The sequence below is a fragment of the Sediminimonas qiaohouensis DSM 21189 genome, assembly GCF_000423645.1.
Taxonomy (GTDB): Bacteria; Pseudomonadota; Alphaproteobacteria; order Rhodobacterales; family Rhodobacteraceae; genus Sediminimonas; species Sediminimonas qiaohouensis.
Genome location: NZ_AUIJ01000014.1, coordinates 27,751 through 52,125, shown reverse-complemented (window position 1 = coordinate 52,125; position 24,375 = coordinate 27,751). Strand labels below are relative to the sequence as shown.

General features: G+C 64.6%; 26 protein-coding genes and 1 tRNA gene. 8 read left to right on the top strand and 19 right to left on the bottom strand.

What is annotated here, in order from left to right; genetic code table 11:
• Positions 1 to 17: 17 nt before the first annotated feature.
• A complete protein-coding gene (cobS, locus tag G568_RS0112450) occupies positions 18 to 779 on the top strand; it encodes an adenosylcobinamide-GDP ribazoletransferase (protein ID WP_026758350.1) in 762 nt (253 codons plus the stop codon).
• Between the two features lie 86 nt (positions 780 to 865).
• Here the strand turns inward: cobS and G568_RS0112445 are convergent, their stop codons facing one another.
• The 5 genes from G568_RS0112445 to G568_RS0112425 all read right to left on the bottom strand — a co-directional run bounded on the left by G568_RS0112445 (position 866) and on the right by G568_RS0112425 (position 5,909).
• Positions 866 to 1,375 (bottom strand): CarD family transcriptional regulator, encoded by a 510-nt coding sequence (locus G568_RS0112445; protein WP_026758349.1) that lies wholly within the window; start codon positions 1,373 to 1,375, stop codon positions 866 to 868.
• A gap of 287 nt (positions 1,376 to 1,662) precedes the next feature.
• On the bottom strand, positions 1,663 to 2,001 hold the full coding sequence (gene fdxA / locus G568_RS0112440; RefSeq protein ID WP_026758348.1) for a ferredoxin FdxA: 339 nt from the start codon (positions 1,999 to 2,001) through the stop codon (positions 1,663 to 1,665).
• A gap of 51 nt (positions 2,002 to 2,052) precedes the next feature.
• On the bottom strand, positions 2,053 to 2,427 hold the full coding sequence (locus G568_RS0112435) for an RNA-binding S4 domain-containing protein (RefSeq protein ID WP_026758347.1): 375 nt from the start codon (positions 2,425 to 2,427) through the stop codon (positions 2,053 to 2,055).
• Between the two features lie 18 nt (positions 2,428 to 2,445).
• Positions 2,446 to 5,274 carry a helicase-related protein gene (locus G568_RS0112430; RefSeq protein WP_026758346.1) on the bottom strand — a complete coding sequence of 943 codons (2,829 nt, stop codon included), beginning with the start codon at positions 5,272 to 5,274 and terminating at the stop codon, positions 2,446 to 2,448.
• A 74-nt stretch (positions 5,275 to 5,348) separates the two neighbouring features.
• The gene (locus G568_RS0112425) at positions 5,349 to 5,909 is read right to left on the bottom strand and encodes a tetratricopeptide repeat protein (protein ID WP_037374093.1); all 561 of its coding nucleotides are present in this window, start codon (positions 5,907 to 5,909) and stop codon (positions 5,349 to 5,351) included.
• Positions 5,910 to 5,981: 72 nt separating this feature from the next.
• On the opposite strand from G568_RS0112425, the gene G568_RS0112420 reads away from it, so the two are divergent.
• Together G568_RS0112420 and G568_RS0112415 are read left to right on the top strand one after the other, a co-directional pair.
• Positions 5,982 to 6,272: an SCP2 sterol-binding domain-containing protein gene (locus tag G568_RS0112420; protein WP_026758369.1), complete on the top strand. Its 291-nt coding sequence runs from the start codon at positions 5,982 to 5,984 to the stop codon at positions 6,270 to 6,272.
• Position 6,273: 1 nt separating this feature from the next.
• Complete coding sequence (locus G568_RS0112415; protein WP_026758344.1) at positions 6,274 to 7,212, top strand: alpha/beta fold hydrolase; 939 nt, start codon at positions 6,274 to 6,276, stop codon at positions 7,210 to 7,212.
• A gap of 274 nt (positions 7,213 to 7,486) precedes the next feature.
• On the opposite strand, the gene G568_RS0112410 is transcribed toward G568_RS0112415, so the two are convergent.
• Positions 7,487 to 8,317 carry a fumarylacetoacetate hydrolase family protein gene (locus G568_RS0112410; protein WP_026758343.1) on the bottom strand — a complete coding sequence of 277 codons (831 nt, stop codon included), beginning with the start codon at positions 8,315 to 8,317 and terminating at the stop codon, positions 7,487 to 7,489.
• 308 nt (positions 8,318 to 8,625) lie between these two features.
• On the opposite strand from G568_RS0112410, the gene G568_RS0112405 reads away from it, so the two are divergent.
• Positions 8,626 to 10,446: a M3 family oligoendopeptidase gene (locus tag G568_RS0112405; RefSeq protein WP_026758342.1), complete on the top strand. Its 1,821-nt coding sequence runs from the start codon at positions 8,626 to 8,628 to the stop codon at positions 10,444 to 10,446.
• Positions 10,447 to 10,704: 258 nt separating this feature from the next.
• Here G568_RS0112405 and G568_RS0112400 read toward each other — a convergent pair whose 3' ends face one another.
• From G568_RS0112400 to G568_RS0112390, 3 genes are all read right to left on the bottom strand, one after another.
• Positions 10,705 to 10,974: a DksA/TraR family C4-type zinc finger protein gene (locus G568_RS0112400; protein WP_026758341.1), complete on the bottom strand. Its 270-nt coding sequence runs from the start codon at positions 10,972 to 10,974 to the stop codon at positions 10,705 to 10,707.
• 18 nt (positions 10,975 to 10,992) lie between these two features.
• The gene (rpoH, locus tag G568_RS0112395; protein WP_026758340.1) at positions 10,993 to 11,889 is read right to left on the bottom strand and encodes an RNA polymerase sigma factor RpoH; all 897 of its coding nucleotides are present in this window, start codon (positions 11,887 to 11,889) and stop codon (positions 10,993 to 10,995) included.
• A gap of 133 nt (positions 11,890 to 12,022) precedes the next feature.
• Positions 12,023 to 13,069: an RluA family pseudouridine synthase gene (locus tag G568_RS0112390; protein ID WP_026758339.1), complete on the bottom strand. Its 1,047-nt coding sequence runs from the start codon at positions 13,067 to 13,069 to the stop codon at positions 12,023 to 12,025.
• Between G568_RS0112390 and G568_RS0112385 the strand changes: the two genes are divergently transcribed.
• Entirely contained in the window at positions 13,068 to 13,370 is a 303-nt protein-coding gene (locus G568_RS0112385) for a DUF6476 family protein (RefSeq protein ID WP_026758338.1), read from the top strand. The genes G568_RS0112390 and G568_RS0112385 overlap by 2 nt on opposite strands.
• A 50-nt stretch (positions 13,371 to 13,420) precedes the next feature.
• On the opposite strand, the gene G568_RS0112380 is transcribed toward G568_RS0112385, so the two are convergent.
• Positions 13,421 to 13,497: transfer RNA gene (locus G568_RS0112380), tRNA-His, on the bottom strand.
• Positions 13,498 to 13,541: 44 nt separating this feature from the next.
• Positions 13,542 to 14,024 carry a GNAT family N-acetyltransferase gene (locus G568_RS0112375; protein WP_026758337.1) on the bottom strand — a complete coding sequence of 161 codons (483 nt, stop codon included), beginning with the start codon at positions 14,022 to 14,024 and terminating at the stop codon, positions 13,542 to 13,544.
• 79 nt (positions 14,025 to 14,103) lie between these two features.
• Here G568_RS0112375 and G568_RS0112370 point away from each other — a divergent pair, with 79 nt between their 5' ends.
• Positions 14,104 to 14,292, top strand: coding sequence for a DUF6324 family protein (locus tag G568_RS0112370; RefSeq protein WP_026758336.1), 189 nt, complete (start codon positions 14,104 to 14,106; stop codon positions 14,290 to 14,292).
• Here the strand turns inward: G568_RS0112370 and G568_RS0112365 are convergent.
• The 8 genes from G568_RS0112365 to G568_RS0112330 form a co-directional block, all read right to left on the bottom strand.
• Positions 14,282 to 14,725: an MmcB family DNA repair protein gene (locus G568_RS0112365; RefSeq protein ID WP_026758335.1), complete on the bottom strand. Its 444-nt coding sequence runs from the start codon at positions 14,723 to 14,725 to the stop codon at positions 14,282 to 14,284. The two genes, G568_RS0112370 and G568_RS0112365, sit on opposite strands and share 11 nt — an antisense overlap.
• 295 nt (positions 14,726 to 15,020) lie before the next feature.
• The gene (locus G568_RS0112360) at positions 15,021 to 15,344 is read right to left on the bottom strand and encodes a hypothetical protein (protein WP_026758334.1); all 324 of its coding nucleotides are present in this window, start codon (positions 15,342 to 15,344) and stop codon (positions 15,021 to 15,023) included.
• 206 nt (positions 15,345 to 15,550) lie between these two features.
• Positions 15,551 to 17,215, bottom strand: a complete 1,665-nt coding sequence (locus tag G568_RS18775) for a BCCT family transporter (protein WP_051202976.1) — start codon at positions 17,213 to 17,215, stop codon at positions 15,551 to 15,553.
• A 91-nt stretch (positions 17,216 to 17,306) separates the two neighbouring features.
• The gene (gene nusB, locus G568_RS0112350; protein ID WP_026758333.1) at positions 17,307 to 17,798 is read right to left on the bottom strand and encodes a transcription antitermination factor NusB; all 492 of its coding nucleotides are present in this window, start codon (positions 17,796 to 17,798) and stop codon (positions 17,307 to 17,309) included.
• Complete coding sequence (locus G568_RS0112345; protein ID WP_026758332.1) at positions 17,795 to 18,346, bottom strand: 6,7-dimethyl-8-ribityllumazine synthase; 552 nt, start codon at positions 18,344 to 18,346, stop codon at positions 17,795 to 17,797. The genes nusB and G568_RS0112345 overlap by 4 nt, the downstream gene beginning before the upstream one ends.
• Complete coding sequence (gene ribB / locus G568_RS0112340; protein ID WP_026758331.1) at positions 18,346 to 19,488, bottom strand: 3,4-dihydroxy-2-butanone-4-phosphate synthase; 1,143 nt, start codon at positions 19,486 to 19,488, stop codon at positions 18,346 to 18,348. Before ribB ends, G568_RS0112345 begins: the two co-directional genes overlap by 1 nt.
• An 84-nt stretch (positions 19,489 to 19,572) precedes the next feature.
• Entirely contained in the window at positions 19,573 to 20,544 is a 972-nt protein-coding gene (locus tag G568_RS0112335) for an MBL fold metallo-hydrolase (protein ID WP_026758330.1), read from the bottom strand.
• Between the two features lie 216 nt (positions 20,545 to 20,760).
• Positions 20,761 to 21,351 carry a riboflavin synthase gene (locus G568_RS0112330; RefSeq protein WP_026758329.1) on the bottom strand — a complete coding sequence of 197 codons (591 nt, stop codon included), beginning with the start codon at positions 21,349 to 21,351 and terminating at the stop codon, positions 20,761 to 20,763.
• A 126-nt stretch (positions 21,352 to 21,477) separates the two neighbouring features.
• Here G568_RS0112330 and G568_RS0112325 point away from each other — a divergent pair, with 126 nt between their 5' ends.
• Both G568_RS0112325 and G568_RS0112320 read left to right on the top strand, forming a co-directional pair.
• Entirely contained in the window at positions 21,478 to 22,809 is a 1,332-nt protein-coding gene (locus G568_RS0112325) for a capsule biosynthesis protein (protein ID WP_084627397.1), read from the top strand.
• Positions 22,810 to 23,240: 431 nt separating this feature from the next.
• Positions 23,241 to 24,374, top strand: a complete 1,134-nt coding sequence (locus tag G568_RS0112320; RefSeq protein ID WP_026758327.1) for a polysaccharide biosynthesis/export family protein — start codon at positions 23,241 to 23,243, stop codon at positions 24,372 to 24,374.
• The last annotated feature ends 1 nt before the right edge of the window (position 24,375 follow it).

The following is a 24,375-nucleotide window of genomic DNA, read 5'->3' as shown; positions in this document are numbered from 1 at the left end:
CAGGAAAAGGCGACACCATGCACGAAACCGACCCACGGCGCCCGACCCCGGTGGATATCGGCGTGGCGCTGGCATTGTTGACACGGCTACCGATCACGCTTGATCCCGCGCGGTTCGCCCGCACCGCCACGGCGGTATGGGCCTATCCGCTGGCGGGGCTAATCGTCGCCGTGCTGGCCGGAGCGGTCGGGGCGCTTGCGGCATGGGCCGGATTGCCTGCGCCAATGGCGGCGGGGATCAGCCTGCTATGCCTCATCGTATTCACCGGCGCCATGCACGAAGACGGGCTGGCCGATAGCGCTGATGGCTTTTGGGGCGGGTGGGATGAAACCCGGCGCCTTGAAATCATGAAAGATAGCCACATCGGCACCTACGGGGTTATCGCGCTGGTGCTGTCACTCGGGGCGCGGTGGGGGGCGCTTGGCCTCTTGTGGCAGGACGGCGCGGCAATCGGCGCGATGATCGCGGCGGCGGTCCTGTCGCGCGGGGCAATGCCCGCGGTGATGGTCGCCCTGCCCCATGCGCGCAACGACGGGTTGTCGCGCAGCGTCGGTCGCCCGCACGGCAGCATGGCCGCGCTGGCGGCGGCGGTGGCTGTGGTGATTACCCTCTTCAGCCTTGGCTTTGGCACGATGCTGGCGGCGGTCCTGATAACCGGGGCGCTGGCCTTTGCCGTTGCATGGGTGGCCGCGCACAAGATCGGCGGCCAGACCGGCGATATCCTCGGCGCGTGTCAGCAGCTTTGCGAAATTGCCGTTCTGTGGATGCTGTGCATCTGATCCCGCGCAACCCTCACCGCACAAAGCGAAAATGCCGCGCCCCTGACCGGGAACGCGGCATTCTCATCTAGCGGTGGCAACCGGGTTCAGGCCGCGCGGGTGATCAGGACCTCGTCAACCTGCTTGGCCGCGGCCACCTCGTCATTACCGCTCACCGCGGCGACTTCGCGGGTCAGGCGCTCCAACGCGGCCTCATAAAGCTGCCGCTCGGAATAGCTCTGCTCGCGCTGGTCATCGGTGCGGTGCAAATCGCGCACCACTTCGGCGATCGCAATCAGATCGCCCGAGTTGATCTTCTGCTCGTATTCCTGTGCCCGGCGCGACCACATCGCGCGCTTGACCTTGGCCTTGCCCTTGAGGGTGGACATCGCCTTGGAAATGACATCGGGACTGGACAACGAGCGCATGCCGATCTCGGTCGCCTTGTTGGTCGGAACGCGCAATGTCATCTTGTCCTTTTCAAAGGAGACGACGAACAATTCCAACGGGATACCGGCAATTTCCTGCTCTTCGATCGATATGATCTGTCCGACCCCATGCGCAGGATATACGACGAAATCATTGGGGCGGAATTCAGACTTCTTTGTTTTGCTCATGCAAACCTTCCTTGCAAGCAGCGCCCTTGATAACCCGACAAAAAAACCGGACCGAGATCATTGCCAATCTCGATGGGTTTCATCACACGATTCACTTGGACACGCGGGTTACCCGCGCGGGCAGGGTTCAATAGGCCAGTTACGACGCCGCTATGTATATCACAATTTTGCGACAACCGAAAGCACGGCCGCCGTTGTGATGAGATTTTTCATGTTTCCTATCAGCTTACGCTGATTACCTCATGTGCGCAGGTGGCGCGCAGGCCGCACGCATTGCGAATCGGACGTCAGCCCCCCTCGCCCGGCGCCTCCGAGAAATACTTGTCCAGCTTGCCGTCCTCTCCGTCGCGCTCATCCGCTTCGGGAAGGGGGTCTTTCTTGGATATGATGACCGGCCAGTTTTCCGAGTACTTCCTGTTGAACTCGACCCAGTTTTCCATGTCCGGCTCGGTATCCGGGCGGATCGCGTCGGCGGGGCACTCCGGCTCGCAGACGCCGCAATCGATGCATTCGTCGGGATGGATGACCAGCATGTTTTCACCCTCGTAGAAGCAATCCACGGGGCACACTTCGACGCAATCGGTGTACTTGCAAGCAATGCAATTGTCGGTGACTACGTAAGTCATATTATTCTCTCATCTTTCCCGAACACCAGTGACCTAGACCAGCGCCACGGATCATTCAAGCGTCCGCGAGCGATCAAGATCAATTATCCTGCGGTCCTTTTTGGTGGGCCGCCCCTTGCCCTCGTATCGCGGAGCGGGCGGGATATCGTCCTTGATCTCGGTCAAATCCTCGTACAGCGTTTGCGCCTCGGATGCCGGGCCGCGCCGCACGCCCGCACATACCAACCGAACAACCCGAATCTGGCGCGCCTGCGGAAAGGTCATCACGTCACCGGGGCCGACCTGCTGCGCCGGTTTCACGGCACGCGTGCCGTTGACGCGCACCCGCCCCCCGCGCACAACGCCCGCCGCAAGGCTGCGGGTCTTGAAAAACCGAGCCTGCCATAGCCATTTGTCGAGGCGGATCTTGTCAGCTGATTCAGGGATCGGCTCACCCCCTTGCAATCACTTCTTGTCCTTGAGCCCCATCAGCGCGGCAGCAAACGGGTTGTCCGGGTCGATCCGGTCCTTGCTCCGGGGCGGGCGGGCCTCTGCGTTTTTGGGTGCGGCGTCTGGCTTGCCCTTGCCTTTGCCCTTGGGGCCGCGCCCCTTGCCCGGTTTCGCGTTGGCACGGCCCTGCGGCTTGTCGCCGCGGCCCCGCGGCCCACGCCCCGCACCGGCGGGTTTGCGCGCCCATGTGAAGGTATAGAACACCTCGGTTTCCGGCTCGGCCGTCGCGGGCTCGGCCGGGGCCTTGGGCGGCGCTTGCTCATCGGGGACCGCCGCGGTGTCCTGCTCGGGCGTCTCGGCCTCGGGGGCGGGGTGTTCGGGGGCGTCCGTCGCGGGATCTGCTGCGGCGGCGGCATCGGTCTCGGCATTGCTGGCCGGTGCGTCTTTCACCGCCTGATCGACCGGCTTGACCTTTTCGCGCTCGCCCCGCTCGGCCGCGTAACCCAGCCCCTGCATCAACTCGGCGAATTGCTCCAGCGTCATGCCGGTGATCGACAGCATATCCGCGCTGGCCTCGAACCCGGCGCGGCTGTCCTCGCCGCGCAGCATATCGGCCAAACGCTCAAGCATATCGATGCGAATCGCGCGCGTTCCCGCCGCGCGATAACCCGACATCGTGTGATAGCCCTGCGGCACATCCGCCGCGACCGGCACGGTCACCAAGCCCGGCGGCGGCGCCTCGGGGAAGGTATCGAACCCGCCCGTCAGCGACCACAGCACCAGCCGCAGGCGCGTCGGCGCGGGTTTCAGCATCAGGGGCATGAAAATTGTAAACTGGCCAAACCGCACGCCATGTTTGCGCAAGCTGGCGCGCGCGTCCTGATCCAGGTCCTTGACCTCTTGCGCCACCTCGCCGCGCGGCAGCAGGCCCATGGCCTCGACCAGACGGAAGGCGAACCCGCGCACAAGGCCAGTCAGTTCTTCGTCGCGTTGCAGGTTCAGCAGCGGCTCGAACAGGGTGGCGATCTTGCGATCGATGAAATGCTGCAGGCGGCGCTGCACCTTGGCGGCGACGTCCTCGCCCGCCTCCTCGTCGACAAAGGCCATCACCTGCGGCTTGAGCGGATCGGCCCCCGCCACCAGCTTGCCAACGGCCTGCTCGCCCCACATCAGACCGCCCTGTTCGGTGAAGTCGATCTCGGTATCGGGCGCGTTATAAAACCTGTCGGCCTTCAGATTGAACTGAGGCGCCAATGCGGCGGCGCTGGCTTGCCGCAATGTCTTGGCCTCCTGGCCGGTGGCGTCCTTGTCCTGACGGAAGCGGAACCCTTCCAGACGGCCGACGAACTCGCCCTCGACCGTCACTTCACCCTTGTCGTTCACTTCGGCCACCATGGCCTCCTTCTGCTTGAGTCGGCGCAACAAAACCGAGGTGCGCCGATCCACAAATCTCTGCGTCAGCCGCTCGTGCAGCGCGTCCGACAAGCGATCTTCTACCGCGCGTGTGCGCCCGCGCCAATGACTTTCGTCATGTACCCAGCCCGATCGCTGCGCGACATACGTCCATGTGCGGATAAATGCCAGCCGTTTCGACAGCGCGTCAATGTCGCCATCGGTGCGGTCGATACGCTTGACCTGCCGCGCAAGCCAATCGTCCGGCACGCGCCCCCCCTCATGCAAGAAGCCGTAGATCGCCTCCAGAAGGCCGGCATGCTCGGCGTTGCTGATTCCGCGGAAATCGGGGATGCGGCAAACATCCCACAGGAGCCGCACCGAGGCCGGATCGCTGGCCCGCGCGCGCACCTCGGCGACCGACGATAGCGATTTGAGTGCACCCAGGTCATCGGCCTCGCGGGCCCGCGTCAACAGATCATCCTTGGGTGCCTGCTCAAGGGCCGAGACCAGCGCATCGATGCTGCCGAAGGACAACGACGGATTGCGCCACTGCAACCGCCGGATCGGGGTAAAGCGGTGTTCCATGATCGCCTGCGCGACGTGGTCCTCCAACGGCGGCGCCTCGCCCGTTACCCCGAATGATCCGTGCGCCATCCCGCGCCCCGCCCGGCCCGCGATCTGCGCCAGCTCATTGGGGGCCAGCGCCCGCATGCGCCGCCCGTCGAACTTGCTCAGGGACGAGAACGCAACGTGGTCGATATCGAGGTTCAACCCCATGCCGATCGCATCGGTGGCGACAAGGAAATCCACATCGCCGTTTTGATACATCTCCACCTGCGCGTTGCGCGTGCGCGGGCTGAGCGCCCCCATGACAACCGCCGCACCACCCTTTTGCCGGCGCAGCAATTCGGCTATCGCATATACATTTTCAACAGAAAATCCGACAATCGCGCTTCGCGCGGACATACGGCTAATCTTTTTTGAACCCGCATAGGATAGCTGCGACATCCGCTCGCGGTGCATGAATTCGACCCCCGGCACAAGCGCGGCAATCGCGCTGCGCATCGTGTCTGCGCCCATGAACAGCGTCTCGTGCTCCCCGCGCGCGCGCAGCAGACGGTCGGTGAACACGTGGCCGCGCTCCGGATCGGCGCAAAGCTGTATCTCGTCCACCGCGACGAAATCGGCGCCCAGCCCCTCGGGCATCGCCTCGACCGTGCAGACCCAGTATTGCGTGCGCGGCGGCACGATGCGCTCTTCGCCCGTGACCAGCGCCACGACCGACGGCCCACGCGCGGCGACGATCTTGTCATAGACCTCGCGTGCCAGCAGGCGCAGCGGCAGCCCTATAACGCCACTGCGATAGCCCAGCATGCGCTCGATCGCGTAATGTGTCTTGCCGGTATTGGTCGGCCCCAGAACCGCCGTGATCCGAGAGGGTTCGGCCATGGATCGTACCCCGAATTCTGCGTGCCCGCGCCGCTGCGCACGCCTTGTCTATAGCGGCCCGCACCGCGCACCGGCTAGAGCGTCTGATCGCCGGTGCGCGCCTCCAGCCGGTCCAGCGCCTCGCGCGCCTTGTCGTAATGTGGGTGAAGGCGCAGGACAAGCGCATAGGCGCGCGCGGCCTGCTCGGGCCGGTCAAGTTGCTCAAGGATCGCGGCAAGCCCGAACGCCGCCTGGAAATGGTTCGGGTCCAGCGCCAGCGCCCGCTCCAGATCCGATAGCGCAAGGCCCAGCCGATCCTGCGCGAAAAACGCCTGCGCGCGCAGATGCCATGCCTGCGCCACGTTCGGGGCATGATCGGTGGCAGCACTTAGGTGCTCGAAAGCCGCCTCGATCTCGCCCCGCTCCAGCGCGTCGCGCCCCCGCCTGAGCAGCAAATCGATCGCCGGAGATCCCGTCCGCGACCATTCATGCCGGATGTCCCTTTCGATCCCTATCGCCTGCTTCGGCCCGCTATCGGCGAGATCGCGATACAAGTCCTGCAGCCGCGCATCCTGTGACCACACGGGTACGGAAAACATCACTATCGTGATGCCTGCCGCGACGATACGATTGATCCAAGAGGTATTGCTGCCCATAACTTGCCTCAGTGTAGCGCGCAGATTGGGAAATGTTACCCCCGGGGCGCATGAAATATGAGGATAGCACGAATGAGCAACGTGATTGACAAGGCCGTTGAAGCCCTGAACGAAAAATTGACCGAGGCCGATTTCGACGGGTCCGCGAAGTTCGTGATCGAAGGCGAAGGCGCGGTCATCGTCGATGGTCAGGGCGCGCGCGCGGGCGACGATGATGCCGACGTGACCCTGACCGCGGATGCCGAGACGTTCCAGTCGATGATGGACGGCGACACCAACCCCACCGCAGCCTTCATGAGCGGCAAGCTCACCGTTGACGGCGACATGGGCCTGGCGATGAAACTGGGATCGGTCCTTGGCTGACATGGAAGACGCGCCGTTTTTCTCGGACGTGGCCGATGGTCCGGCGGATGCTGCCGCGTGGTGGGTGACTGCCGAGGATGATATCCGGCTGCGGTTGTGCGCCTGGGCCCGGCAGGGCGCCGCCAAGGGCACTGTCCTGCTGTTCCCCGGACGCACCGAATACGTCGAGAAATACGGCCGCACGGCGACAGAGCTGGCCGCGCACGGGTTTGCCACGATGGCCATCGACTGGCGTGGCCAGGGCCTGTCGGATCGCCTGCTGAACGATCGGCGCATCGGTCACGTGGACAAGTTCACCGATTATCAGCGCGATGTCGCCGCCATGCTCGCCGCGGCGCAAAAGGCGGGCCTGCCGCGCCCCTATTACCTTCTGGCGCACTCGATGGGCGGCTGTATCGGGCTGCGGGCGGTGATGGACGGCCTCGATGTGCGGGCCTGCACCTTTACCGGGCCGATGTGGGGCATCGCCATGTCGCCGGTCACCCGCACCTTGGGCGGCGCCATCGCGGCGGTCAGCTCCGCGCTTGGCCAGGGCCACAGGCTGGCCCCCAGCACCAAGCTTGAAACCTATGTCAGCGCCGAGCCGTTTGCGGACAACATGCTGACCACGGATCCCGACATGTACGCCTACATGCAGGCGCAATGCCTGCAATATCCTGAACTGGCCCTCGGCGGGCCAAGCCTGCACTGGCTGCACGAGGCCCTGGCCGAGACGCTGGCGCTATCGCGGCGCCCGTCGCCGGCCCTACCCTGTGCGACCTTCGTGGGCAGCAACGAGCGCATCGTCGATTTGTCCCGCATCACCGAGCGCATGAATGCCTGGCCCGGCGGCACGCTGAACTGGATTGAGGGGGCCGAGCACGAGGTGCTGATGGAACGCCCCGAAATGCGCGCGCCGCTGATCGACGCAATCGCCGCGCTGTTCAAGGACAACGCATAGCGCTGCAAGCCCCTTAAACAAGGCGAGTGCCATGCCCCCCTTGGCGCGGGCTGCAAACCCGGGCCGCGCCCGACCCTCCCCCCGGGAGGGCGCTTAGGCGATGTCGCGCAACACACTGACGACATTGATGCTTTTTAGCGCCGCGCGCAGAACTGGCGTTTCAATGCGCCCACCCAGGGTCGGGCGCGCCCCTCGGTTCAGGGGTGAGCGTAGTGCAGACGAACGACCTCCCCGGCGGAGGTGACAATCTCAACGCTTTTTCAGCCGCCACCGATCAGGGATCGCGCCGCACCTCCTGCCGTTGCCGGCCAAGGCCCTCGATCTCCAGCTCCATCACGTCTCCCTCGGTCAGGAAGCGTGCCGGCTTCATGCCCATCCCCACGCCCGGCGGCGTGCCCGTGGCGATGATATCGCCCGGGTTGAGGCTCATCATCTCGGACAGATGCGCGATGATCTGCGCCACCGTAAAGATCATCGCGGCCGACGTGCCCGTCTGCATGCGCTGCCCGTTCAGATCCAGCGACAGCACCAGCGACTGCGGATCGCCCGCCTCGTCCGGCGTCACCAGCCACGGCCCCACCGGCCCGAACGTGTCACAGCTTTTGCCCTTGGTCCATTGGCCGACGCGCTCGGTCTGGAAGGCGCGCTCGGACACGTCATTGACCACGCAATAGCCCGCGACGTGGCGCAATGCTTCGGCCTCGGACACGTATTTGGCCCGCTTGCCGATCACCACGCCAAGCTCCACCTCCCAATCGGATTTCTCGGACCCGCGCGGCAAATAGACCGGATCGTTTGGCCCGCTCAGGCTTGATGTGGCCTTCATGAACACGATCGGCATCGCCGGCGGCTCCATCCCCGCCTCGGCCGCGTGATCTGAATAATTGAGCCCGATGCCGATGAACTTGCCCACCTGTCCCACCGGCACCCCAAGGCGCGGCGCGCCTTCGACACGCGGCAACGTCTCGGGGTCAACCTGCGGCAAATCTACAAGAACATCGCCCGACAAGTCACTGACTATGCCCGACAAGTCGCGCAGCGCCCCGCTCGCATCCAGAACACCGGGCCGCTCCTGCCCCTGCTCGCCATAACGTACAAACCGCATGATCGCTCCTCCTGATCGTTTGCGCGCCACACTACCCGCAGGCGGGCCGAACGCAAGCCGCGAGCAAGCGCGAGTGTGCGACATATGGCATAAGGTGCGGGGTACTGGGGGCGGTGGCGACCCGTCGCGGACATCTCATATATCGCCTTGCGCGGCTCGTCAGGCGGTCGCCCAATATCCGCTCAAGGCCATCATGTCCCTCCGGCATGGCAAACCAGCCCCCTTAGCCCGCGCAATTCGGACGTCGCCCCTTGAGCCATCGCCGCCGCCCGCATATGTCTGAGCCGAGCAACAAAAGGGAACTCCGCATGATCCACCTGCCCCAGCCCGCCCGCGATGCAAACGCCCCCCACGGTGACAAGGACCTGGGCCCGCTGCCGGAATGGGATCTGTCGGACCTCTACACCGCCCCCGACGCCCCCGAGCTCAAGCGCGATCTGGACTGGCTGGAAGACGCCTGCGCCCGCTTCGCCCAGGACTACGAGGGCAAGCTGGCCAACCTGTCGGCGGACGAGATGCTGGATTGCGTCAAGCGCAACGAACGCATCAGCGCCGTCGCGGGACGCATCATGTCCTTCGCGGGGCTGCGCTACTACCAGCAGACAACCGACGCGGGGCGCGCCAAGTTCCTGTCCGATTGCCAGGAAAAGATCACCAACTACACCACGCCGCTGGTGTTCTTCACGCTCGAATTGAACCGGCTCGACGATAGTCACCTCGACGCGCTCCTGGCGCAGAACGCAGAGTTGGGCCGCTATACCCGCGTGTTCGAGCGCATCCGCGCGATGAAACCCTATCAGCTCTCTGACGAGCTCGAGAAATTCCTGCATGATTTGGGCGTCGTCGGCGACGCGTGGGAGCGCCTCTTTGACGAAACCATCGCAGGACTGGAATTCGTCGTGGACGGGGAGACGCTCGGCATCGAGGGCACGCTCAATTTCCTGACCGACCCCGACCGCGACAAGCGAGAGGCCGCCGCGCACGAGTTGGCCCGCGTTCTGGGCGACAACCGCCACATCTTTGCCCGAGTGCACAACACGCAAACCAAGGAAAAAGAGGTGATGGATCGCTGGCGCGGCATGCCCTCGGCGCAAACCGGCCGGCACCTGTCCAACGATGTCGAGCCCGAGGTCGTCGAGGCCCTGCGCAACGCCGTTGTCGCCGCCTATCCCAAGCTCAGCCACCGCTATTACGAGCTAAAGCGCAAATGGCTGGGGCTGGACAAGATGCAGGTGTGGGACCGCAACGCACCGCTGCCCATCGAAGAGCCAAAAACCGTCGACTGGACCACCGCGCGCAGCATGGTCATGGACGCCTATAGCGGCTTTGATCCACGCATGGCCGAGCTGGCCGAACCGTTTTTCGACAAGGGCTGGATCGACGCCGGCGTGAAACCCGGCAAGGCGCCCGGCGCCTTCGCGCACCCCACCGTGACCGATGTCCATCCCTACGTGATGCTGAACTACCTGGGCAAACCGCGCGACGTTATGACCCTCGCGCATGAGCTGGGCCACGGCGTGCACCAGGTTCTGGCTGCCGACCAGGGCGAGATGCTCTCCGCGACCCCGCTCACCCTTGCCGAAACCGCCAGCGTCTTCGGCGAAATGCTGACCTTCCGCAAGCTGCTGGACGGGGCCGCCACGCAAGGCGAACGCAAGACGCTGCTTGCCGGCAAGGTCGAGGACATGATCAACACGGTGGTGCGGCAAATCGCGTTCTACGACTTCGAATGCAAGCTGCACGAGGCGCGCCGCGGCGGCGAATTGACCCCCGACGACATCAACGACCTGTGGATGAGCGTTCAGGCCGAAAGCCTCGGCCCCGCGTTCGAGTTCATGGACGGCTACGAGACGTTCTGGGCCTACATCCCGCACTTCGTCCACTCGCCCTTCTACGTCTACGCCTATGCCTTCGGCGACGGGTTGGTGAACGCGCTCTACGCCGTCTACCGCGAATCGCCCGATGGCTTCGAGGAGAAGTACTTCGAGATGCTCAAGGCGGGCGGCTCCAAGCACCATTCCGAATTGCTCGCCCCGTTCGGCCTTGATGCCAGCGACCCAAAATTCTGGGACAAGGGGCTTTCGATGATCTCATCCATGATCGACGAGCTGGAAGCGATGGAAGACTGACGCCACCCGTCGCGCATGAGAGACCCGGCGGAGCCTCCGGCGGGGATATTTTGAGCCAGAAGAAAACACGGGAGAGCCCCAAGGACCCTCCCGTGGAGGGAAACGAAACGTGCTTCTCCTGGCGCGGTCATCGGCGTCCCCGCCTGTACCGCCGGTTCATGATGACCGGCGCGGATTAACAAAACGTTGCATCTTCTGGCCAAAAATATCCCGGGGTGAATTGGCCGCAGGCCAAGAGGGGCAGCGCCCCTGCCCGCGTTATTTCAGCTGGCTGTCCTTCGAGGCACGGCGATTGGGGCCGCCGCGCGGGCGATTGCGCGCGTCGCGCTCCTGCTGGCACTCGATACACAGCTTGACGCCGGGTATCGCCTCGCGCCGCGCGGGCGGGATCTCTTCTTCGCAGTCCGCGCAGTAACGCGCGCTTTCGCCCACCGGGGCGCGCCGGGATTTCATCCGCGCCAGCTCGTCCGCGATCGAGGCTTCGATCTGTTCGTTAACCGCGCCGTCACGCGCCCATCCACCGGCCATTGTCTTTGCCTCCCGCTCTCATGCCTGCTCCAGCATGCCTTTCTCGGCGGCCAATTCGCGCATGCGCTGTTGCAGTTTCTCAAAGGCCCGCACCTCGATCTGGCGGATGCGCTCGCGGCTGACGTCGTATTGTGTGCTCAGCTCTTCCAGCGTCACGGTCTCGTCCTTCAAGCGACGCTGCGTCAGGATATCGCGTTCCCGCTCGTTCAGTACATCCATTGCCTGGCCCAGCATCTCGCGGCGGGCGTCCAGCTCGTCGCGGTCCTCGTAATCGGCGGCCTGGTCGGCGTGCTCGTCCTCCAGCCAGTCCTGCCATTGCATGGTTCCCTCGCCCTCGGACCCCACGGTCGCGTTGAGCGAGGCATCCCCGCCCGACAGGCGGCGGTTCATCGATATGACCTCGTCCTCGGTCACGCCCAAATCGGTGGCGATCCGCTGCACCGCCTCGGGGCGCAGATCCCCCTCTTCCAGCGCGCCAATGCGGGCCTTCGCCTTGCGCAGGTTGAAGAACAGCTTCTTTTGCGCACTGGTGGTGCCAAGCTTTACAAGACTCCAGCTGCGCAGGATATATTCCTGGATGCTGGCGCGGATCCACCACATGGCATAGGTCGCCAGGCGGAACCCCTTTTCGGGATCGAATCTCTTGACCGCCTGCATCAGGCCCACGTTCGCCTCGGAAATCACCTCGGCCTGCGGCAGCCCGTAGCCGCGGTAGCCCATGGCGATCTTGGCCGCCAGGCGCAGGTGGCTGGTAACCATCTTGTGCGCCGCCTCGGTGTCCTGCTCCTCGGCCCAGCGTTTGGCCAGCATGTATTCCTCTTCAGGCTCCAGCAGGGGAAACTTGCGGATCTCCTGAAGGTACCTGTTCAGCCCGCCCTCGGGCGTGGGCACGGGCAGGTTTGCATAGTTGCTCAAGTTGCGTCCCTCCTTAATGTATAGGGGCTTAACATTGATCTAGGTAATCCGCTGCGCCCTTTCAAGCCTAGACGCGAATGCTTTCGGAAATGTAGGCGCATTGTAGCATGAACGAAACCCGATTGCAGGGCGCTCACGACACCGTGCACGCGCCGCCTTGGCGTAGCGCCGTGACAAGCGCCTCAATGTCGGGCGGCATAGGCGCCTCAAAGCGCATCATTTGCCCCGACACGGGATGTTCGAACCCCAAGACAGCCGCGTGCAACGCCTGCCTGCCAAAGCCGCGCACCGCCTCCAGCGCGGCATCGGACACAGCCTTTTGGGCGATCTTGCGGCGGCCGCCATAGACCGGATCGCCGATCAGGGCATGCCCAGCGTGCGCCAGGTGCACGCGGATCTGGTGCGTGCGCCCGGTCTCCAGCCAACATTCCAGGAGGCTGGCCACTGGCGGGGTGCCGAACCGCTCGCGAACGCGGGCGCGGGTGATGGCGTGGCGCCCGCCCTGGAACACCACCTGCTGTTTCTGGCGGTCGGCCTTGTGGCGGGCCAGTTGCGTGGTGATGCGCAGGATGCCGCCCTGTTCAAACCCAACACCGCGCACCCCGCGCAGGCGCGGATCACCCGCCTCGGGCACACCGTGGGCCACCGCGAGATAGGCGCGCTCGACGCTGTGTTTCTCGAACTGTTCGGCCAGGCCATGATGCGCCCGGTCGGATTTCGCCACCACCAGCAGCCCGGTGGTATCCTTGTCGATCCTGTGCACGATGCCCGGCCTGCGCGCCCCTCCCACGCCCGACAGGCTATCGCCGCAATGATGCAATAGCGCGTTGACAAGCGTGCCCTCGGGGCTGCCCGGCGCGGGGTGAACGACCATGCCCGCCGGTTTGTTCACGACGATCAGGTCATCATCCTCATACACCACCTCAAGCGCGATCTCCTGCGCGCCTATGTGGCTTTCTTGCGCCTCCGGCACGTCGATCTCGATCGCGTCGCCTTCGGCCACGCGGGCCTTGGGGTTGTCTGCGCGCGCGCCATTGACCCGCACGCACCCCTCTGCCATCAGCCGGGCCAGCCGCGTCCGCGACAGCGCAGCCGACGCTGGCACATCGCGCGAAAGCGCCTTATCAAGGCGGGCAGGCGGATCGGCCGCGATGCAAAACGTCAAACGGGCGGAACCCATGGATGAAAACCCTCAGCCGGAAGAGCCGGCAAACCTCAAGTACCTGCGCCTGCTGGTTACAATTCTGACAGGCACGATGATTGCAGGGCTTCTAGTCATCATCGCCCTGTTTGTCATCCGCTTTTCGGATCGCCCCGCCCCCGTTCCCGGCGCGATCACCCTGCCCGACGGCAGCACGCCCGCGGCCTTTACCATGACCGACAAGTGGTATGCCGTCGTCACCGCCCAGGACGAGATCCTGATCTTCGACCGAAACAGCGGCATGCTCAGACAAACGATCAAGATCGAAACGCCAAACTAACAGCGCCGGCAAACCGGCGCGCCCTTACGTTCCGATACGGCCCCGAAGGATGGTACCGCCTCCCCGGCTCGAACGGGGGACCTCTGGATCCACAATCCAGCGCTCTAACCAACTGAGCTAAGGCGGCACTGGGGGGCGATTTATCTTTACTGCTCGCTGAATGCAAGCCTGTTAAAGGTCGATTTCCCAGCTTTGTTCAACAAGGTCCACGCCGAAACTGCGCACCGGGTGCGATGCGGTCAAACGCCAGCCATGCGACGCATAGAGCGCACAGGCGGCACGGTGGCTTTCATGCGTCCAAAGCTGCATCCGCACGTATCCACACGCGCGCGCAAACGCCATGCACTGGTCCAGCATCCTGTGACCCAGCCCCTTGCCCCGTGCCTCGGGCACAATAAGGAATAGCCTGAGCTTGGCGCTTTGTGCATCGTGGCGCGTGCAAAAGATGCTGCCGACCCGGCGCTGCCCCTGCCACGCGATCCAACCGCGCTCGGCCTCGGGGTCGTGATCGGCGATGAACCCCTCGACAATCCCGCGCACCAACGCGCCGAACGTGGCGTCGAACCCCTCATCACTGGCATATAGCGCCTCGTGCTGCGCAATCAGCCATTCGGCATCATTCGGGGTAAATGGGTGCAAGGCGATCGTATCCATGGCGCGCATGATTGCCGCTCGATGCTTGTCAATCAAGGGCAAAGCCAGTAGCACACAGCGCCAGCAAAGGAGAACGAGAATGGGCATCGACACCGAACGCAACATCGAGGCCAACCTCAGGATCGGACCGACCAACCTGGGAATGGTGCGCCTGTTCATCGAGGCGGACGGCATTGAAATCCCGATGGATTTCACCCCTGATGAGGCCGATGAAATCGCCGAGGAAATCCGCGCCGCCGCTGGCGGGGCGCGCCACGTCAAACGCTGAGTCGCGCCTCAGGGTCGCGCAGGGCATGCAGCCGCCGCGCCGCGTGCATGGCGAATTTGCGCGTCAAGACCTTGCGCCGCGCCGGCGGTAGCGGCGTTTGCGGCGCCATGCGCAGTATCTCGGCGTCATAGGCGTCGGCCACGAATATGCCGCTCTCGTCGGGCAGCACGTCTTGCGGAAAATCGCGGTCCACTGCCCAAAAGAAGCGGTCGCACCATGGCAGATAGCCCTGCCACTTGGTGTCCGCGCGGAAATCCGCCAGCCCTGACTTGCACTCGATCACCCATAATTCCCCCTTGGGGCCAAGGCCCATCACGTCCACGCGAAGGCCCTGCGTGGGCACGAATTCCTCAACAGATACAAACCCGTGCCCGATCAGCGCGCGGGAAACGCCGCGCGCCAGAAGGACACCGGGGAGTGTGGGTTCAGGCATGAAATCAATATGAACGAAACGCGAACGAATGCAAGCCCTTGTCGCGGCTCCGACGGCGCATTAGGTAGGGTGTTGGCGGGTTCTGCTCTTCGCGTGAAACGGTTACATTCCAGTGGCCTTAAAAACTTCCGAGGGAGCTGGCTCTGTTCAGGCCGTGGTCTGTTTACCCGGCGCCCACCTGTACTCACAGGCTCTCGGGAATTCGTTAACCACACGGTCGCTGCGGGCCCGCCACACATTCCCCGGACTGAACACAAGGCGCACTTGGCACAAGGCGTACCCGCCAAATGGCGGATCAGCGGCGCTTGTCGTTTGCTTTCGCGGTTGCACGCACGGGGATCATCCGGCGCAGATCCACGGCGATACCGTCGCGCTTGCCGCCTTGATCATCATCGTCTTCATCCTTGAGGTTCATCACCGCGATGGCGAACTGAACCCCGGCAAAGACGATCCCGTTGGCAAACCACAGCACAACAACGGCCAGAAGACCGGCATCGGAATGCGTGACGAGGTGCCAGAGGCTGGCCACGTTGAAATAAAGCAGCATCGCGACAAAGGCCCCGGCGATCCCAAAGCCGATCAGGACGTGCTTGATGTAGAGACGGATAAGCTTGGGCATGGTCGCCTCCTTTTTGGCTGTCATGTATAAACGTATCGCACGACCTGCATATTACAACCCTCGCGCCCGCCCTGCGCCAATATGCGCCACTTCGCGCCAATTACCCTGAACCCATCTCCCCCGCCGGGGAAGTCGTTCTTCGAGCACTTTTCCACATCCTTAGTGGGCTGCAAGCCCGGGCCGTGCGACCCTCTCTCAACAGCCCGCTACCCGCCTGCGCCCGGTCCATCCGGCGGATCACAATCCGGCGCGTTCGGGTGGACCTCCTCGGCGGCCTCCTCGGCGGCGCGGCGCTCGGATTCGCGCAGCAACAGGTTGTCGATGCGGCTGCTCAGCAGGCGCGCCTTTTCATCCTGCAACTCGAAGTCCTGCCGCACGTCGCGATAAAGCGACACCGCGATCACGCACATCAACAGCATGAAAGGAAACGCCGCGATGATCGACACCGTCCGCAGGCTTTCCAGCCCCCCGGTCAGCAAAAGCACCACCACCACCAGCAACTGCGCCACCCCCCACAAAAGCCGCAGCATGCGCGACGGGTTAAGCACCCCGCGCGCCGTGAACATGCCCAGAACCACCGTCGCGGAATCGGCCGACGTGACCAGGAACATGCACACCAGCAGGATCGCCAGCACCGCCCAAAGGCCCCCGCCCGGCAGTTGATCCAGCAGCGCATAAAGCCCCGCTGGCACCTCGCGCGCCACCGCGCCCGCGATGTCGGCATTCTCGAATATCTCGAAATGGATGGCCGCGCCGCCAAAGGTGGCAAACCACAGCATGCTCAACGCCACCGGCACGATCATCACGCCCAGCACGAACTCGCGGATCGTGCGCCCGCGCGAGATGCGCGCGATAAAGCTGCCCACGAACGGCGCCCAGCTCAGGCCCCAGGCCCAGTAGAAGATCGTCCACTGCTCAACCCATTGCCCGCCTGAATAGGGGCTGGTGACAAGGCTCATCTGCACCACGTTGCCCAGGTATTCGCCCAGCGTCTGGGTCATCACGCCAAAGATGAACGATGTCGGCCCCAGCAGCAGCACAACCAATAGCAAAGCGCCCGCCAAGCCCATGTTGACGTTGCTCAGGCCCCGCACGCCACGCTCCAGCGGGGTCATCGCCGACAGCATGAACAGCCCGCCCAGCACCGCCAGGATCAAAAGCTGTATGCCAAACCCATACGGTAGCCCCGTCAGGCGCGCGACCCCGCTGTTGATCTGCAACACCCCAAGGCCCAGCGTCGTCGCCACGCCAAACACCGTGGACACCACCGTCAGGACATCCACCGCATCGCCCCATCCGCCGTCGGCCCGATCCCCAAGAACCGGGCGCAGCGTTTCGCTGATCAGGCCGCGGCTTTGGTGGCGAAACCGTACATAGGCAATCGCCAGTCCAACCAGCACGAAACTGGCCCATTGGTGCACACCCCAGTGGAAAAACGCATACCGCATCCCGGTTTGCGCGGCGGCGGCGGTGCGCGGCAGGCCGTTGCCCAGGGGCGGGTCGTTGAAATGCATCATCGGCTCTGCCACGCCCCAGAACACAAGGCCCACGCCCATACCCCCGGAAAAGATCATCGCCAGCCAACTGTTAAAGGAAAACTCCGGCGGCTCGTCATCCGGACCCAGCCGGATATTGCCGGCCCGCGACACCCCCAAATACAGCACGAACACCACGAATCCCGTGGTGACCAGCAGGTACATCCACCCCACGTTGGCCGCCGTCGCGTGCAAGATGGCCTGCGCCGCCGTTTGGACCGCGCCGGGGACGATGGCCGCCGCCACGACAAACGCCGCCACGATCAGGAGCGATACGCGAAACACGCGCCCGACATCTCCCAGTGCCTCAGGTAACTTGGTGAATAACCACTTCATCCGCGCCTGCCCCGCCCTGCGTGCACCATTGCAACAGGTGTAACGGCGCTGGTCCCGCGCGGCAATGACGCCCGCCCAGCGGGCGGCTGGGTCAGAATGCCTCGGGCTTGGCCGCGCGCGCCATGTGATCAAGGATCGCGTTGACGAAATCGCCTTCCTTGCCCTCGGGGAAAAAGGCGCGGGCGACATCTACGTACTCGCTGATCACCACACGCGGGGGCGTGTCGGAATTGACCAGTTCCGCCCCCGCCGCGCGAAACAGCGCCCGCAGCGTCGGGTCGATCCGGTCGATCGGCCACTTGGCCACCAACGCGCGGTCTGTCATCTTGTCGATCCGCCCCTGCCAGTTCACCGCGTCATCCAGGATCTTGCCAAACAGCTCGGTATCCCCGTCCAGCATCTCGACCCCGTCGCGCTCCTCTCCAAAGCGGTAGGCAAGGAACTCGGCCCGCACCGCCTGAGAGGATTGCTGCGAATGCTCCATCTGGAACAACGCCTGCACGGCATAGAGCCGCGCGGCGGATTTCATCCGCCGTCTGAGATTGCCCGATGGGGCCTGTGGCCTGTCGTCTGCGGTGGTCATGTGGTGGATGTACCCTTGGAATCCGTGCCCGAACCTTTGCTGCCGGGCTGGGTCTGAAACCCGACCCCCTTGCGGGCCGCGCCCCACTTACGGCCAAGCGCGACCAGATGCAAGGCAGCTGCTGCCGCGCCGCCGCCCTTGTTCTGATCGGTGGGATCGGCGCGCACCTCGGCCTGGTGGCGGGTCTCGACCGTCAGGATACCGTTGCCGATGCACAGCCCCTGCAATCCCAGCAGCGTCAGCGCGCGCGAGCTGTCGTTGCACACGGTCTCGTAATGCGTCGTCTCGCCCCGGATCACGCAGCCAAGCGCGACATAGCCGTCATACTCCTTCATCCGCCCCGCCATGCCGATCGCCGTCGGCAGCTCCAGCGCGCCGGGCACCTCTACCGTCTCGTGGGTTCCGCCCGCCGCCTCGATCTCGGCGCGGGCACCGGCCAGCAGGTTATCGGCGATATCGCGGTAAAACGGCGCCACCACGATCAGCATATTCACCGGCCGGTCGAACTCGGGGCGCGGCAGGCTGCTATGCTCGTCGGTTGCGGCCATCACGTCTCTCCTTGGGTCAGCGGGCGGGTGCCCACGATGGATATGCCGTAGGCATCGATCCCGAGGTACCGGGTATCGGGGCTGTCTGTCAGCAAGATCAGCTCGTGCAGCCCCATCGTCGACATGATCTGCGCGCCCAGCCCGGTATGCTTGACCGTGCGCGGGCCGTCGTCATCCTCGGCGCGCATCAGCTTGGGCCGCGGCTCGCGGAACAGGAATACTGCGCCGCGCCCTTCCTCGGCGATGATCTCCATCGCGCGGGGCAGCTTTTGCTCGGGGGCGGACAGGCCGATGCCCAGGATATCCTCAAGCGCGTTCAGCGCATGCGCCCGCGCCAAAACCGGCCGGCCATCGGTCACGTCCCCCTTGGTCAGCACCGCGTGTTCGGTGCCGCTGATCACGTCGGCGAAAATGCGCATCCGCCACTCGCCGCCATAGGCCGATGTGACCACCTCGCTGCGCGTCTCGCGCACCAGGTTGTCGTGCTTGTGGCGATAGGCGATCAGGTCCGATATCGTGCCGATCCTCAACCCCTGCGCCTGCGCGAATTCCACCAGGTCGGGCAGCCGCGCCATGGTGCCGTCTTCCTTCATGATCTCGCAGATCACGCCGGCCGGCTTCAGCCCCGCCAGCCGCGCGATGTCCACCGCGGCCTCGGTATGGCCTGCCCGCACCAGGACCCCGCCATTGCGCGCCCTGAGCGGGAAAACATGCCCCGGCGTGGCGATGCTGGCGGCGGTGTTTTGCTCGTTGATCGCGGTCTCGATGGTCAACGCCCTGTCGCCGGCCGAGATGCCGGTGGTCACGCCCTCGCGGGCCTCGATCGACACGGTGAACGCGGTCTCGTGGCGCGACGAGTTGTTGACCGCCATCATCGGCAGGCCCAGCTGATCGATCCGCTCCGAGGTCATCGGCAAGCAAATCAGGCCGCGCCCGTGCGTCGCCATGAAATTGACCGCCTGCGCATCGGCGAACTCGGCCGCGATGACAAGATCGCCCTCGTTCTCGCGGTCCTCGTGATCGACAAGGATGAACATGCGCCCGGCGCGGGCATCGGCGATGATGTCCTCGATCGGGCTGATCGCCGCGCGCATGGTTTCCTCGACCGGGCCGGGGGTTTCGAACGGTTTGCTGTCAGACATGGGGTTCCCTCGGATTTACCCCCGCCAGATAGCCCGCCCAGCCACGGAATGCCAGTCAAACCTGACGTGGCCGGGCGCTGCGCGCTACCCCTGGAACTGCCACAGCGCCGGCAAAAAGCGGTATCCGTCCGCCTCGCGCAGGACATGGCCGACGCCGGGGAACGGAAAATGATAGCCCAGCACGCTGATCCGGTCGGCGGCGGCCATGTCCAGAAGACGCATCCGCGTCTCGACGGTCTGCGGGCCGTCCGAATCGAACCCGTTGAACCACCCCGGCCGCGCAAAGCTTAGCTGCGCGTGCGTCATCGCATCGCCAAGTGCCATCAACTGCTTGCCGCCGCTTTCCACGACCACGCTCATGTGTCCCGGCGTGTGGCCCGGCGTGTCGATCACCCGGATGCCTGGCGCCACCTCGTAGCCGTCGCTGGCCAGTGTCCATTTGGCGCCTTCCACGTTGATCGAATTGACCGCACCCAGCACGAATTGCTGATCCTCCGCAGGCACCCGGTCAACCAGCCCGTCCTGCGTCCAATAGGCATGCTCGGCCTCGCCGATCACGTATTGCGCGTCGGGGATGATCGCCTCGTCGAAGCCGTCGCGAATGCCCCAGATATGATCGGGGTGCGCGTGGGTGATGATGACATGGGTCACCTCATAGGGATCGATCCCCGCCTCGGCCATGTTGTCCATCAACCGGCCGGTGGTATTCATGAAGCGATTGCCCGATCCCACATCTACCAGGACCTTGGCATCGCCCAGCTCGATAAACAGGTGGTTGGTGTGCGAATACCCCATCTCGGGCGACAGGAAATGCCGCTTGAGGAAGGCCTGCACATCCTCGGGGTCGGCATTCACCCCGGTGCCGTCCGTCGGCAGCGAGAAATAGCCGTCCGACAGGATCGTCAGCTTCGCCTCGCCCAGGGTGAACCGGAAATACGCGGGGTTTTTGCCCGCCGGCGCGCCCAGTTGCGCCCGCGCAACCGCAGGCAGGGCAAAGGCCGGCGCCATCGCGGCCATCTTCAGGATATCGCGGCGTCCCGGTCTCAATAACGTCATGAACTTGTCCTCCCGTTTGGTTCAGACAAAGCATAGGGCATACACGCCACAACGCAATTTAATTTATGAATATGTTAAGGGTGCCCCGGCACGCATGACTACCGCTTGGAGAGCCGGGCATGGTGCATTGCCGATATGTCGAAAAGAGCTGTGGAACGTTATCCGGCCGAGCGCGAACCTTCCATTGCCCCCCGCAACCCGATCACGCAACACTCCCTACGCGCTCATCTCCGCCAGCCGCGCCACGTAGCGCGCCATGGTGTCGATCTCGAGGTTCACATCATCCCCCTCGGCCACGTCGCCCCAGGTCGTGACCTGCTTGGTATGGGGGATGAAGTTGATCCCGAAATCGCAGCCATCCACCTCGTTCACCGTCAACGACGCACCGTTCAGCGCGACCGAGCCCTTGGGCGCGATGAACCGCGCCAGCTCTTTCGGCGCGCGCAATGTCACGCGGGTGCTGTCACCCTCGTCCTGCACCGACGCGACCCGCGCCAGGCCGTCCACGTGGCCCGACACGATATGCCCGCCCAGCTCGTCGCCGACCTTCAGCGCCCGCTCGAGGTTCACGCGCGTCCCCTCGCGCCAGGCATCCAGGTTGGTGCGCGCCACCGTCTCGGCCGAGATGTCCACGTCGAACCAGTCCGCGCCGGTCTCGACCACCGTCAGGCACACCCCGTCGCAGGCAATCGACGCGCCCAGATCGACGCTTCTCATGTCATAGCGCGTGCCGATGCGCGCCCGCAGATCGCCGCGATTCTCCAGCGCGCGAACCTCTCCGATATCCGTGATGATGCCGGTGAACATGGAACCCTCTCTCGATAATGCGCAGCTGCTTGCCGCCTTGCCTGACCTAGCCTTACGTGCCGCGCGAGGCAAGTTTAGTCACCATTGCGCCTTACTTTCGTCCCGCGTGGCCGTTATCAACGCGCCATGACGGATCACGGCGCACCACAGGCACCCCCTGCCCCCGGCACGCAGCAGCGCGCCGATCCGCGCGTGTTCGTGTTCCTGCAAGGGCCCCACGGCCCGTTCTTCAGCCAGCTTGGCACGATGCTGCGCCGCACCGGCGCGCAGGTTTGGCGCATCGGCTTCAACGCCGGCGACAGGGCGTTCTGGCCCCACGCCGCCAGCTATATCCCGTTTCGCGGCCACGCCGCCGACTGGCCGGACACGCTGGCGGCGCTGCTTGACGACAAGGGCGCCACCGATATCGTCCTTTACGGCGACACCCGCACCATCCACACGCAGGCCATTGGCATCGCCCAGGACCGAGGCCTGCGCGTGCATGTTTATGAGGAAGGCTACCTGCGCCCCTACTGGATCAGCTACGAGCGCGGCGGCGCCAACGGCCACTCGCGGCTGATGCACACCAGCGTGGACGAGATGCGCACCACCCTGGACCATAGCGATGCCGAGACGCCTGCCGCCCCCGCCCGCTGGGGCGACATGCGCCAGCATATCTTCTACGGGGCGCTCTATCACTGGTTCGTCATGTGCGCCAATCGCGGCTACCGCAATTTCAAACCGCACCGCGACCTGAGCGTGACGCGCGAATTCCGGCTTTACCTGCGGCGGCTCCTGACGATGCCGTTTCTCGCGGCCGAGCGGCGCCTGACCACGCTGCGCATCCGGATGGGCCGATTTCCCTATCACGTTGCCTTGCTGCAACTCGAACACGATGCCAGCTTTCGCGTCCATTCGCCGTTCTCCAGCATGACCGAGTTCCTCGACCAGGTGATCGGCGAGTTCGCGCGCGGCGCGCCGGCGCATCACCACCTCGTCATCAAGGCCCACCCGCTCGAGGATGGGCGGGTCAACCTGCGCCGCGAGGTCGCGCGCCTGTCCGCGCGCGCAGACGTGGCCGGCCGGGTGCACTTCCTGCTGGGCGGGAAGCTGGCGCAACTCCTGGATGAGGCGCGCAGCGCCGTCACCGTGAATTCCACTGCCGCACAGCAGGTGCTATGGCGCGGCCTGCCGCTCAAGGTCTATGGCGATGCCGTCTACGCCAAGCCCGAGTTCATATCCGATCAACCGCTCGCCGCCTTCTTTGCAGGGGCAAAGCGCCCCGACAGACGCGCCTATGACGTGTATCGCCGCTACCTTCTGGAAACCAGCCAGGTACCCGGCGGATACTATTCCGCGCGCGGGCGCCGGCAACTCCTGCGCCATGTCGTCGACATGATGCTCAGCGACGAAGACCCCTACCAGGCGCTAGCCTCCGGCAACGCAGCGCCACGGCAACAGCTACGGCTAGTGCGCTGATCGGCAAGATCTCCGGGGTTTGACAACAGGCACACCGCGCGTAATCGAGGCACGCTTGTGCGCCGCCGCGCAGCGCCCGACCGTCCCCGTCACACCGGAGGTGCGCCGTTGAAAGTCGGCACGCCTCCGGCGTGACGGGCGGGCGCTTTTGCAGGCGTATCACGCCAACGATAACGAGGAAGTATTTGGCTGGCATAAAGCGCGCTCCACACGCGTTGCTGCGCCCACCCGGCGATCGGGCACCGCGCGGCACCCAGCCGGTTACCCAACCGTGACAACAGACCATCCATGCCCTCCCGGCATAGCAGTCAAATCACCGCCCGGCCCCCTGTGCCGCGTGATGCACGCTAACGCTGGATTTTCACCACATGATCCGTTAGGCTGGCCGAAAAAATCGAGGCAGAACAATAACAGGTCGAGGAGACCGAGCAGTGAAACCCCTTGCCAGCCGCTGGGCGCGGTCCATCGCCCTTCTGGCCGCCGTGGCGCTTGTTGCGTCCTGTGGCCTGCCCCGCGTGGGCCCGAACAAGCGCGAGATTTTCGCAGGCTCCGTGCAGCGCGAAGGCGATGCCTTCATCGTCGCCGTCAATGACCGCGTCACCCGCGCAACCTCCGTTGTCCCGTCACTCGGCTTTTCCGAGGCGTTCAAACGCGCCGGGCAACTTGGCTCGGACACGATCCACCCCGGTGACCTACTGGGCCTGACCATTTGGGAAAACGTGGATGATGGCCTGCTGTCGGGCGAGGCGGCGAATTCCACCGCGCTGGAGCAGGTGCAGGTCGACGGCTCCGGCTTCATTTTTGTCCCCTATGCCGGTCGCATCCGCGCCTCCGGAAACTCCCCCGAGGCGCTGCGCCGCATCATCACCGAAAAGTTGGGCGTGCAAACGCCCGATCCCCAGGTCGAAGTGCGCCGCCTTGCCGGCGATGGGGCGACCGTGTCGCTGGTCGGCGCCATTGGCGGACAGGGCGTCTACCCCATCGAGCGGCCCACCCGCACCCTTTCCTCGATGTTGGCCAAGGCCGGCGGCGTCACCATCGAGCCCGAGATCGCGCAAGTCACCGTCATTCGCAACGGCGAGCGCGGCACCGTGTGGTTCGAAGACCTCTATGATCACCCCGAATACGACATCGCCCTGCGCCCCGGCGACCGCATTTTGGTCGAGGGCGACACCCGTTCCTTTACCGCGCTTGGCGCAACCGGCTCGCAATCGCGCGTGCGCTTCGAAAGCCAGACGCTCTCGGGCATCGAGGCGATCGCGCAGGTCGGTGGCCTGATGTCCAACGCCGCCGATCCGACCGGCGTCTTCGTCATGCGTAATGAGCCCGCCGAGATCGCCAACCAGGTGCTTGGCCGCAACGACCTGCAAGGCGCACAGCGCATGGTCTATGTCCTCGACCTGACCGAGCCGAACGGCATGTTCATGGCCCGCGATTTCGCGGTGCGCGACGGCGATACCCTTTACGTGACTGAGGCGCCCTTTACCCAGTGGAACAAGACGATCTCGGCGATGACCGGCTCGCTCGGCGCGGTCAACACCCTGTCGAACGCCACCGGCAACTGAC

Bases quoted from the DNA above. Each gene is read 5' to 3' on its own strand.
- G568_RS0112445 (WP_026758349.1), bottom strand. From the start codon at position 1,375: ATGAGCAAAACAAAGAAGTCTGAATTCCGCCCCAATGATTTCGTCGTA.
- G568_RS0112365 (WP_026758335.1), bottom strand. From the start codon at position 14,725: ATGCCTGAACCCACACTCCCCGGTGTCCTTCTGGCGCGCGGCGTTTCC.
- ribB (WP_026758331.1), bottom strand. From the start codon at position 19,488: ATGTCTGACAGCAAACCGTTCGAAACCCCCGGCCCGGTCGAGGAAACC.
- G568_RS0112345 (WP_026758332.1), bottom strand. From the start codon at position 18,346: ATGGCCGCAACCGACGAGCATAGCAGCCTGCCGCGCCCCGAGTTCGAC.
- G568_RS0112385 (WP_026758338.1), top strand. From the start codon at position 13,068: ATGGATGAAAACCCTCAGCCGGAAGAGCCGGCAAACCTCAAGTACCTG.
- G568_RS0112370 (WP_026758336.1), top strand. From the start codon at position 14,104: ATGGGCATCGACACCGAACGCAACATCGAGGCCAACCTCAGGATCGGA.
- fdxA (WP_026758348.1), bottom strand. From the start codon at position 2,001: ATGACTTACGTAGTCACCGACAATTGCATTGCTTGCAAGTACACCGAT.
- G568_RS0112375 (WP_026758337.1), bottom strand. From the start codon at position 14,024: ATGGATACGATCGCCTTGCACCCATTTACCCCGAATGATGCCGAATGG.
- G568_RS0112405 (WP_026758342.1), top strand. From the start codon at position 8,626: ATGATCCACCTGCCCCAGCCCGCCCGCGATGCAAACGCCCCCCACGGT.
- G568_RS18775 (WP_051202976.1), bottom strand. From the start codon at position 17,215: ATGAAGTGGTTATTCACCAAGTTACCTGAGGCACTGGGAGATGTCGGG.
- G568_RS0112410 (WP_026758343.1), bottom strand. From the start codon at position 8,317: ATGCGGTTTGTACGTTATGGCGAGCAGGGGCAGGAGCGGCCCGGTGTT.
- G568_RS0112325 (WP_084627397.1), top strand. From the start codon at position 21,478: ATGACGGATCACGGCGCACCACAGGCACCCCCTGCCCCCGGCACGCAG.
- G568_RS0112390 (WP_026758339.1), bottom strand. From the start codon at position 13,069: ATGGGTTCCGCCCGTTTGACGTTTTGCATCGCGGCCGATCCGCCTGCC.
- G568_RS0112335 (WP_026758330.1), bottom strand. From the start codon at position 20,544: ATGACGTTATTGAGACCGGGACGCCGCGATATCCTGAAGATGGCCGCG.
- G568_RS0112425 (WP_037374093.1), bottom strand. From the start codon at position 5,909: ATGGGCAGCAATACCTCTTGGATCAATCGTATCGTCGCGGCAGGCATC.
- G568_RS0112430 (WP_026758346.1), bottom strand. From the start codon at position 5,274: ATGGCCGAACCCTCTCGGATCACGGCGGTTCTGGGGCCGACCAATACC.
- cobS (WP_026758350.1), top strand. From the start codon at position 18: ATGCACGAAACCGACCCACGGCGCCCGACCCCGGTGGATATCGGCGTG.
- G568_RS0112400 (WP_026758341.1), bottom strand. From the start codon at position 10,974: ATGGCCGGTGGATGGGCGCGTGACGGCGCGGTTAACGAACAGATCGAA.
- G568_RS0112360 (WP_026758334.1), bottom strand. From the start codon at position 15,344: ATGCCCAAGCTTATCCGTCTCTACATCAAGCACGTCCTGATCGGCTTT.
- nusB (WP_026758333.1), bottom strand. From the start codon at position 17,798: ATGACCACCGCAGACGACAGGCCACAGGCCCCATCGGGCAATCTCAGA.
- G568_RS0112415 (WP_026758344.1), top strand. From the start codon at position 6,274: ATGGAAGACGCGCCGTTTTTCTCGGACGTGGCCGATGGTCCGGCGGAT.
- G568_RS0112330 (WP_026758329.1), bottom strand. From the start codon at position 21,351: ATGTTCACCGGCATCATCACGGATATCGGAGAGGTTCGCGCGCTGGAG.
- G568_RS0112420 (WP_026758369.1), top strand. From the start codon at position 5,982: ATGAGCAACGTGATTGACAAGGCCGTTGAAGCCCTGAACGAAAAATTG.